This is a genomic window from Leptolyngbya sp. NIES-2104 (assembly GCF_001485215.1).
Taxonomy (GTDB): domain Bacteria; phylum Cyanobacteriota; class Cyanobacteriia; order Leptolyngbyales; family Leptolyngbyaceae; genus Leptolyngbya.
Genome location: NZ_BBWW01000001.1, coordinates 3,647,020 through 3,656,693 on the forward strand (window position 1 = coordinate 3,647,020; position 9,674 = coordinate 3,656,693).

The window sequence follows — 9,674 nt, forward strand, 5'->3', positions numbered from 1 at the left end:
ATCTGGCTCCTAAAAGCACGATCGAATTAGAAATTAAGGATCGTAGGGTTTACGACCGCTGAATTTCATCTTGGCGGGTTCGCCGTTTGCTCCGATGTTACGAGGAACGCTGTTCACCGCGACACGACCCGGATTGACCTTCTCAGGGAAGACACCATCATTGGGGTGCAGGTACTGGATTTCACCATCAGGGAAAATGCGATAGACCTTGTAGTTGGTGATCTTGAACTTCGTGCGAAGTTGTCCACCCAAGGCAAGGCAATGTTCCTTTCTGGCTAAATACAGCAAGTTGTCGCCTTGGCGCATCTTGGCTGCACCACCCATGGGCATTTCAAAGACTTGCTCTTTGGGGCTGCTCCATGTGATGGCATATTTCTCTTCAATTAAGGCTTTGGTCAGCAGTCCGCCTGTACTGCCTCCGAACAAAGGTGCTTGTCCAGTAAGAGTCTCTGACATAAGGTCTCGCTCTAAACGTTTTTAGGCATCCTATCACCGAGCGTTTACAGGTCGAACCAAACCGTTACAGTTGTTAATAGGGCGAATCTCATTGTTCGTGGAGATTGCGAAGGGTGAAGCGTAGTCCTGTAGATTGGGGCATAGTGACATAGTAAGTTGCTCATTTATTTGAGATGGGAAGACCTCGGAAATACGGTGGATTATACGATCGACAAAAAGCCTATAAAGCGCGATCAGGTTATGACAAGAAAGATGAACGCTGCGGGTATCGTGCGGGTTACAATCAAGCGAAAGCTGGCAGAGAAAAGCCTGATATTCGTGATCGTTCATCGGAGTATCAAGCAGGTTATGAAAAAGGGTACGCAGCAGGACAAATCGCTTTCAATAAAACAGCCGAACAAAAACGCGGCTCATTGATTTCGCACCAATGAATCAATTAACTGATCAGGAATTCGGTTTCGCTCAATGTAAGCATTGATTTCTTCTTGGTGATCGCTGTAATAGCTCAAGGCATCGAATACCTGTGCCAAGGTGAGATGCGGTAATCCCTTCGGAATTTCTTCGGGAGCAACACCCATGCGCCAGGTTTCTACGATCGCTCTAACAGGTGTGCGCGTTCCTGTGATAATCGGCTCACTGTTTAAGATTTGCTCGTCTCTGACAATGTATCGGTGTTCTGTGTTTTGAACCATGTTTATTCTCTCGATCGAGAAGTTTTCTTCCGCTGCACCGTTCGCTTACTCTCCCCACTCGGCACGATCGGAATTGTAAAGTGAAATTCACTGCCTTGATCTTTGCCGCTTGATTCTGCCCAGATGCGACCGCCCCAGTTGGTGATAATTTGGCGACAGATGGCGAGTCCGAGTCCGGTTCCGCCTGTTGTGCGGCGGAGTGCGCCTTCTTCTTGATAAAAGCGATCGAACACTGTTTCGAGTCGATTTTCTTCAATACCGCGCCCAGTATCGGCAACAATTACTTCGAGCATTGCACCTTCAATTTGTTTGGCTCGAATCGTCACTCTGCCTTGAGCATCGGTGAATTTACAAGCATTGTCGAGGAGTTTGGTTAGGACTTCCACGAGCCATTCGCCATCGACTTGAACGAGCGGTAATTCGGTTGAAAGCTGCGTCACAATTTGCGGTAGAGACGTTGTACTTCTTCGGGCTTGCAGGCTACTGAGTGAAAGATCGACACATTCCCACAACGGCACAGGCTCGATGCGCCATTCGACTCGTCCACTTTCGAGCCGCGACAAGGTGAGAAAGTCTTGAATTAGTTTCCGCATTCGTTCCGCGTCAGCTAGCGCAGAATTTAACATCACTTGCCGCAAGTCTTGAGACATATCCGGTTCGCTGGCAAGGCTTTCTAAACAGACCTGAATGGTTGAAAGTGGGGTGCGAAGTTCGTGTCCGGTGATGGCGATCAAATTGCTGCGAGTGCGATCGAGCGCTTCTAATTGCTGATTGAGGTCTTCTAAGTTTGCAAACGATTCGGCTTGAATTAATGCCACACCGACTTGAGTTGCGATCGCTTCGACCATTTCAACTTCATCGCGCTCCAAAACGTGTGGAGCCGTACCACAGTAATGCAATTCAACCATGCCCAAAGGTTGGTTTTGATGCAGCACCGGAACCATTAACCACGATCGAATATCCCATTCTTGAGTCAGGGATTTTAATGTGCGATCGCCGTCTTTGATCATAGAAAAGCGGGCATCGGTTTGTGTGTCTTCGATAAACACCGCTTCTTGTCGCTGCACTACTTCTTCAAACAGTGGGTTGCCTTGTAAAGTCCAAGTTCGACCCGCGAGAGAAGGAACCGAATCGAGCAAATATTCGTGATGCAAAGTGGCAGAAGAATCGGTCGATTTACAGCGATAAATCAAACAGCGTCCTGCACCGAGAACTTTTCCCAATTCTTCAGCCGCGACATTGAGAATGTCATCGGGATTGAGCGATCGACGAACTGCCGCCGTGATCGAATTCACTAAGCGTTCTTTGCGTTCTTTAGCGGCAATTGATCGATATGCTTTCGCGAGTTTGTACTGTCCGGCTTGCAAATAGGTGACTAAGCGATCGGCAAATGGAGCCGGATCGACTTGGTTCATTCCGGTGATCGATCCGGTTGAAATTTGTGCCAGCATCGGAAAAATCTTGCTTTGAAGCTCTGGGCGATATTGCACAATTCGATTCAGCAGGATTTCAGCCGATTTGAGAACGATCGTGCGATCGAATGTCCAAATTCCTTCAAATCTCCGGGACTGATCAACGTGAAGCAGCGGAACTGTCGGATTTTCTGCACTTAAATCGCGTTCGCGGCAAATTAGGCAAGAGGCGTACTGTTCGCCCATGACGATCAAATGCCATTCCTGGCTCAAACCATCTGTGGGTTCAAACGCGATCGTTTCATAATGCTCAGAGCGGTTCGTAAAATCGGTTTCGGGAGCCGCCAGCACATAGACTTGATCGGTACGATCGGAGATTCTCAGATACCGATGTGCTTCTTGACGGTAAAACCGTTCGCGCTGAAAACTGGCAATTACAAGCGGGCGATCATTGCCTGCTAAAACCTGGTCTTCCATCGCATGGGACAATGCCGTGAGGGAAGACTTAAAGTAAATTTGAGGTCGCACCTGGGGAAGTGCTTTGAGCAGTGCCTCCAGGACTGAATCAGGAATGATCATTGATAGTTTATTTACCCGCCAACTGTGAAAGATCCAGTAGGTCGAGAGATAGGGTCAATTGACTTAAGCCAATAACCAAGACCATAGTAGAGCTTTGTTTATGGAAGTAGAAATCACTTCCTCAGCTATTGTAAAGGGTTGGCGGGATCGATGACCGATTCGCGTTTCGTTTCTTAACCCAGAAGTATTTTCTAGAGTCAGCGGAAACCGAAGATACAAAAATTAATAGTTCTACCTAAAACAGTAGGGGTTTGTCCATTCAAGTCTTTCGGAATGATGACGGTGAACGGAATCAGAGTTTCTAGGGTTAAGACGATCGCAATTGTCCCTCACCTACTGTTATGAACATTCCGCTTTCGCCTTGGTCGTTGATGTCGGAAACTTACTTCAAAGTGCTTCCCGCTGTTCGGAGCAATTTAAATCACTGGAAAATTCAAGCACAGCAAATTCCTAATCCTGAATTGCGTCAACAAGCATTAGCAAGTCTGACAGATAAACAGTTTCATTGTGAAGGCGGCGCGATTTATGGATTGTTGGCAAAACGTCAGTGGCGGGAAGCGATTCGATTTATTGTGGCGTATCAAACGATTAGTGATTATTTAGATAATTTGTGCGATCGTAGTACTTCGCTTGATCCAGAAGATTTTCGTGCCTTGCATGAAGCCATGATCGCGGCTCTTACACCAGATGCGGAGATCAAAAACTACTACCGACTACGAGACGATCAAGAAGATGGCGGGTACTTACAAAATTTGGTGAGAACTTGCCAAGATGTTTTACGCCAATTGCCGAATCATTCCAATCTTGTGCCTGTCCTACATGAGCTTGCGAACTATTACTGCGATTTGCAAGTTCATAAGCACGTCACTGTAGAAGAGCGAGTTCCTCGATTAAAGCTCTGGTTTGATTTGTACCAGAAACAACTCCCAGAACTTTACTGGTATGAGTTCTCTGCCTGTGCAGGATCGACGCTCGGAATTTTTTGTTTAGTCGCTTATGCGTTTCATCAAGATTTATCAGAAACCTTTACCAATCAAGTGAAGAATAGCTATTTTCCTTGGGTTCAAGGGTTACACATTCTGCTGGATTATTTGATTGACCAGGAAGAAGATCGAATTCACGGCGATCTGAACTTCTGTTTTTACTACAACAGTTCTGATGAAATGCTCGATCGATTTAAGCACTTCATTCAGAACGCTAAGCAGAGTGTTGCCCACCTGCCCAATCCCCAATTTCATCAGTTAATTAATCAGGCGTTACTGGGAGTTTATTTATCGAATAAAAAGGTGAGAGGACAGCGAGAAGTTCAGCGCATGGCGAAACAATTGATTGAGATCGGTGGCAAACCTGCATCGTTTTTCTTCCGTAGTCGTCTCCTGCTTTCTCATTGAGAAGTCTAACTCTAGAGGGTGACACGGATTTCGGACTTTCTCTTAATCTCAGGACACTCTTAAAAAGGTGAACGATCGATGTTCATGCCCCTTGATTTTTTATTGCGATCGCTGACTGGTTTGCTTTCAGTGGCTCTTATTGGCGGAAGCGCTTACGTTTTGCGTCAGTGGTATGAAGGGGAATTGATTAGCGATCGCTGGTTGTATCTGGGCATTGGACTCTCATTGTGGTCGTTCTTAGGCTTTCTACCACTATTACTGTTTCGTCGGGCTGGACGCGATGAACCGAAACCGTTTCGCAGCAATCAAGTTCAACGCTTAGTCCGACCGGATGGCAGCGAAATTCAAGTTGAATTTTATGGCGCTGAATCCGCTCCGCCGATCATTCTCACCCATGGATGGGGACCGGATAGCACCGTATGGTACTACGCCAAAAAGCAGCTTGCCCAACAGTTTCGTGTGATTGTGTGGGATCTTCCAGGATTGGGCAAATCGAAAAAGCCGAAAAATCGGGACTACTCTTTAGAGAAATATGCGCGTGATCTCGATGCGGTTCTAGGTTTGGCAGGCGATCGACCTGCGGTTTTACTCGGTCACAGTATGGGCGCGATGATTTTACTCACCTTCTGCCGATTGTTTCCAGAACGGTTAGAAAATCGAGTTGCAGGTTTGATCTTAGTGGATGGAACTTATACAAATCCAGCGCACACAGCGATTTTGAGTCGGTTACTCCTGGCATTACAAAAACCATTACTTGAACCGTTATTGCATTTAGCGATCGTGCTTTCTCCGTTACTTCATCTCACCAGTTGGCTCAGCTATCTCAACGGTTCCACTTTACTAACCACTGAAATTTCCGGCTTCACAGGCAGAGAAACCCGTGGACAGCTTAATTTCTCTAGTTTGATCGGCATCAAAGCGCCTCCTGGAATTTTGGCGCGTGGTGTGCTGGCGATGTTCAGATTTGACGAAACGGCAACGCTACCGAAAATCTCAGTTCCAACCCTTGTGATTGTGGGTCAGTCGGATATTGCGACGCGACCGATCGCGAGTGAGCGAATCAGCCGGGACATTCCTCGTGCCGAACTCAAGATCTTAGCTCCCGGTGGACACATGGCATTAATGGAGCGCAATCCGCAATTTGCCGAAATGGTTCGAGCCTTCAGCGATTCACGCTTGCTCCAATAGCACGACCGCATGAGCGACGATCGCATCTTCACTTCCAACAGCATCCATTTTTTCATTCGTCGTTGCTTTGACTCCGACACAATCAGGCGGGAGATTAAGAGCGGTTGCGAGGCGCGATCGCATTTTTTCAATGTGCGGCTTCAATTTCGGACGCTCTGCCACGATGACTGAATCAATGTTGCCAATCTTCCAGCCTTTTTCTTGAATCAGTTGGTGAACTTGTTCGAGTAAAACGATACTATCGGCTCCTGCCCATTTCGGATCAGTGGGTGGAAAATAATGTCCGATGTCGCCTAAACTGAGCGCTCCGAGCATCGCATCCATGATCGCGTGAGTGAGGACATCCGCGTCACTGTGACCGAGCAACCCCGTTTCATGCTCAATTTTGATACCGCCTAGAATCAGATCGCGTCCACTGACAAGGCGATGAATGTCGTAACCGTTCCCGATGCGAATAGTCATAAGTTGAAGAGATCGCTGCGATTTCAGAGGATGTTTGAAAAGTTGTCGTTCGTTGCACCGTCCCGCCCTGAAATGAATTTCGGGCTAATCGGCGCAAGTCCTTTGAAAAGGACTAAGAACTTGAGACTGGCTCCCAGTCTACTTCAGTAGACTTTCCACGATTAGCCCGAAATTCATTTCAGGGCGGGCGGCAATCGAAGCGAATAAACTTTTTATGCTTTTCAAACACCCTCTTAGAATATCAATTTGAGCGATTGTTATATGATCGGATCGCTAATACTCTGTTTACTGTATGCCTCCGCTTCCAGAATATCGCCCGAAACAACTCTCGCTTGGTCCGCTAGAGGCTGAGATTCTTCGGATCGTTTGGGAACTCGAAACGGTCACGGTGAAAGATGTTCACGATCGCATTCTTTCAGATCCCGATCGCGAACTCGCTTACACCTCTGTCACCACCGTTCTAAATCGATTAGTGAAAAAAGGCTGGCTTGCCTGCGATAAACAGAATCGATCGTTTACTTGGTCGGCGATTGTCTCAGAGTCCGAAGCGAGAGCGCTTCACGCGGTAGAACAGCTCAATCAATTTCTCGCGGTGACGAATCCCGATGTCGTTGCTGCATTTGCCGATAGTTTAGATCAAGCGAGTTGTGATCAGCTTGACGCGATCGCACAACGCCTCAAAGCCGCTCGTCAAGCACGGGAGAATCAATAATGCACTTCACTTTATTAATGGTTTCGGTCAGTGCTGCGATCGCGTTTCGATTTGCTTGGACATCTAGATCCGCAGATTGGAATACTCGCTGGCAATGGGCTTTAGGTGCGTTTCTATTTTCGCCGCTATTGTTAATTACAAGCGCGATCGCGATTCTCTGGATGGGTCCTCGTGGTCGCATGGTTCACGCTTGGGACGGGTGGGGAAGTTATGGAATTGCGATCGCGTTTCTCACGATTGGAATTCTGCTTTTCTGGCAATTAGCGATCCAGGCTCGTCGATCGCTTCAGAGGATTTATCAACTGCCCCAAAAAACAATTCTGTCAACGCCTGCTCGATTCCTTCAGCATCCAACTCCATACATTGCTCAAATTGGATTATGGAATCCTGAATTAGTCATTAGCGAAGGACTTTTAGAAACGCTAGACGAATCACATTTACAAGTCGCACTCACACACGAAAAAGCCCATCGCCATTATCGCGATACGTTCTGGTTTTTCTGGTTGGGTGGATTGCGTCGATTAACGGCTTGGCTACCGAACACCGAAGCACTCTGGCAAGAATTGATTTTCCTAAGAGAACTCCGCGCCGATCGATGGGCAGCACAGCAGACCGATGGATTGTTGCTGGCTGAGGCGTTATTGTCGATCGTGTCTGCTTCACAAGTAGAATCCGAACCCTGGATCGCAGCATTAAGCGATTCTATGCCTCACTCTCGACTCAGTGAGCGGATCGATGCGCTGTTAGATGAATCTGAGCCTGTAAAAGAGAAAAATCCTGGAATTTGGATTGGCTTATCGATCGCGCTTTTGCCGCTTTTTATGATTCCGTTTCATTTCTAGGGCTAAAATCCCTCTTCGCGCACGTTCGCCCCGGAATAGAATTCGGGGCACGTGAGCACCGTGATCGAACTCACCTTCACTTAAAATCAAGCAGCAGCAAGCTGGAGTCGTCGATCGTTAATCAATAAAATCTGCATTTCGTCCGGCGGAACGGGTGGACTGTAGAGAAATCCTTGGATGGCATCACAACCTCGATCGCGGAAAAACTCAAGCTGATTCGCATCTTCAACCCCTTCAGCGACAATGTGCAACTTAAGGCTTTTTGCCATCGCAATGATCGCATTAGAAATTTTAGTGGCACGATCGTTGATGTTGATTTGTTTTGAAAACGTTTGATCGATTTTCAGCGCATCGATCGGTAGGCGATCTAAACAATACAGCGAAGAATATCCAGTGCCGAAATCATCGATCGAAATTTCGATTCCAATCTTCTTCAAGGCTTCTAAAGTCAAGATTGTTGCTTGAACATCCTGCATCAAACAGCTTTCTGTTAACTCTAGAATTAGTAGGTGCGGCTCAAGTCCAGTCTCCTGCAAAATCGCTTCCACCCGTTCCGGTAAATTCGGCTGCTGGAACTGTCGCATCGATAAATTCACCGATACTCTTAACGGCTCTAAATAGAGACTCTGCCAGCGTTTTGCCTGCTGACACGCTGTTTTTAGCACCCATTCACCCAGCGGCACAATCAACCCCAACTCTTCCGCGATCGGAATAAATGTCCCTGGCGAAACCATGCCCCGAATCGGATGGTGCCAGCGCATCAGTGATTCCATCCCGACAATCTGACCCGTTTGCAGATCAACCTGCGGCTGATAGTACACCTGAAACTCCGCCCGCTCGATCGCTTTGGTTAAATCCATCTCGATCAGTCGCCGCTCCATTTCCAGCGCATCTAATTCCGCATCATAGCGACGATAACCCGTCACTCCCGGCTGTTGACACCAATGTTGAGCCGTTTCCGCCTGCGTTAACAAATCCTGCGGCGTTCCTTGAAATTCATTGCTCCAAGTGATACCAGCACTCGCTTGGAATCGGATTTCGTTGCTATCAATCAGATAAGGTAGGGTAATGCGATCGAGTACCATCTGCGTATAAGCTTCGACCTCAGTTTCAGACACATCAGACAACACAACCCCGAACTGATCGCCACTTAGCCGCGCCAAAAATCCATTGGACTGCACCACCTTACTTAGCCGATTTGCCACCATTTGCAGCACAATGTCGCCCGTTGTATGCCCAAAACTCGAATTGATTGCATGAAATCGCTTCAGATTTAAGCACAAGACCGCAATGCTCGACGCAGATTGAGCGCTCAGTAAATTGTGGAGATGTTGATACAACAAACCCCGCGTCGGTAGATTCGTCAGAGGATCGAGCATTGCTCCACGTCGGAAGGCTGCGGTTGCTTGCTGTTGCTGTTGAGCAAATCGCTGAACGTACGCTGCCTGTTTCTTCAGCCGACAAGAAATGGCGCTGATCAATTCATTCACAGAGCAGGGTTTTACCAGATAATCATCGGCACCTAAATTCATGCCGCGTCGCATATCGCTCGATTCAGTTTTTGCCGTCAAAAATACAACGGGAATGGTCGAAGTCTGGGAAGTCGATCGCAAAGATTCGAGTACCGCGTAGCCGTCCATTTCTGGCATACAAATATCACACAGAATCAGATCCGGGAGAAAGGCGCGTGCTTTCTGAAGCCCGACTCGACCATTTTCTGCTTCGATCGCTCGAAAGCCTTCGAGTTCTAATATTTCCAGTAGATTCTGCCGAATCAACTCATCGTCTTCAATCACAAGGATGGTCTTCATTGGGTCTAGAGCAGCCTAAGCGAATCATCAACTGAACAGGTAAAGAATATTACTGTAGGAAAGAATGTAGTAAGTCAACACCCAAAAGATTAATTGACAAAGAATCAAAAATCTGGCTGATCGGGAACT

Annotated in this window: 10 protein-coding genes; 5 read left to right on the forward strand and 5 right to left on the reverse strand. The window is 47.4% G+C overall.

Features of this window, described 5'->3' with window-relative positions:
• Positions 1–33: 33 nt before the first annotated feature.
• Positions 34–456 (reverse strand): photosystem I reaction center subunit II PsaD, encoded by a 423-nt coding sequence (locus NIES2104_RS17305; protein WP_058999526.1) that lies wholly within the window; start codon positions 454–456, stop codon positions 34–36.
• Positions 457–629: 173 nt separating this feature from the next.
• Between NIES2104_RS17305 and NIES2104_RS17310 the strand changes: the two genes are divergently transcribed.
• On the forward strand, positions 630–887 hold the full coding sequence (locus NIES2104_RS17310; protein ID WP_058999527.1) for a hypothetical protein: 258 nt from the start codon (positions 630–632) through the stop codon (positions 885–887).
• Here the strand turns inward: NIES2104_RS17310 and NIES2104_RS17315 are convergent.
• On the reverse strand, positions 867–1,148 hold the full coding sequence (locus NIES2104_RS17315) for a DUF433 domain-containing protein (RefSeq protein WP_058999528.1): 282 nt from the start codon (positions 1,146–1,148) through the stop codon (positions 867–869). The genes NIES2104_RS17310 and NIES2104_RS17315 overlap by 21 nt on opposite strands.
• 2 nt (positions 1,149–1,150) lie before the next feature.
• Positions 1,151–3,139, reverse strand: coding sequence for a DICT sensory domain-containing protein (locus NIES2104_RS17320; RefSeq protein WP_058999529.1), 1,989 nt, complete (start codon positions 3,137–3,139; stop codon positions 1,151–1,153).
• 341 nt (positions 3,140–3,480) lie between these two features.
• Here NIES2104_RS17320 and NIES2104_RS17325 point away from each other — a divergent pair, with 341 nt between their 5' ends.
• Together NIES2104_RS17325 and NIES2104_RS17330 are read left to right on the forward strand one after the other, a co-directional pair.
• The gene (locus tag NIES2104_RS17325; RefSeq protein ID WP_058999530.1) at positions 3,481–4,530 is read left to right on the forward strand and encodes a tetraprenyl-beta-curcumene synthase family protein; all 1,050 of its coding nucleotides are present in this window, start codon (positions 3,481–3,483) and stop codon (positions 4,528–4,530) included.
• Positions 4,531–4,614: 84 nt separating this feature from the next.
• Positions 4,615–5,718, forward strand: a complete 1,104-nt coding sequence (locus NIES2104_RS17330) for an alpha/beta fold hydrolase (protein ID WP_058999531.1) — start codon at positions 4,615–4,617, stop codon at positions 5,716–5,718.
• On the opposite strand, the gene ispF is transcribed toward NIES2104_RS17330, so the two are convergent.
• Positions 5,701–6,180 carry a 2-C-methyl-D-erythritol 2,4-cyclodiphosphate synthase gene (ispF, locus tag NIES2104_RS17335; RefSeq protein ID WP_058999532.1) on the reverse strand — a complete coding sequence of 160 codons (480 nt, stop codon included), beginning with the start codon at positions 6,178–6,180 and terminating at the stop codon, positions 5,701–5,703. The two genes, NIES2104_RS17330 and ispF, sit on opposite strands and share 18 nt — an antisense overlap.
• A gap of 292 nt (positions 6,181–6,472) precedes the next feature.
• Here ispF and NIES2104_RS17340 point away from each other — a divergent pair, with 292 nt between their 5' ends.
• Together NIES2104_RS17340 and NIES2104_RS17345 are read left to right on the forward strand one after the other, a co-directional pair.
• Positions 6,473–6,892, forward strand: coding sequence for a BlaI/MecI/CopY family transcriptional regulator (locus NIES2104_RS17340; protein ID WP_058999533.1), 420 nt, complete (start codon positions 6,473–6,475; stop codon positions 6,890–6,892).
• Positions 6,892–7,734: a M56 family metallopeptidase gene (locus NIES2104_RS17345; RefSeq protein ID WP_058999534.1), complete on the forward strand. Its 843-nt coding sequence runs from the start codon at positions 6,892–6,894 to the stop codon at positions 7,732–7,734. The genes NIES2104_RS17340 and NIES2104_RS17345 overlap by 1 nt, the downstream gene beginning before the upstream one ends.
• A gap of 86 nt (positions 7,735–7,820) precedes the next feature.
• Here the strand turns inward: NIES2104_RS17345 and NIES2104_RS17350 are convergent, their stop codons facing one another.
• Positions 7,821–9,545: an EAL domain-containing response regulator gene (locus NIES2104_RS17350; protein ID WP_058999535.1), complete on the reverse strand. Its 1,725-nt coding sequence runs from the start codon at positions 9,543–9,545 to the stop codon at positions 7,821–7,823.
• Positions 9,546–9,674: the final 129 nt, after the last annotated feature.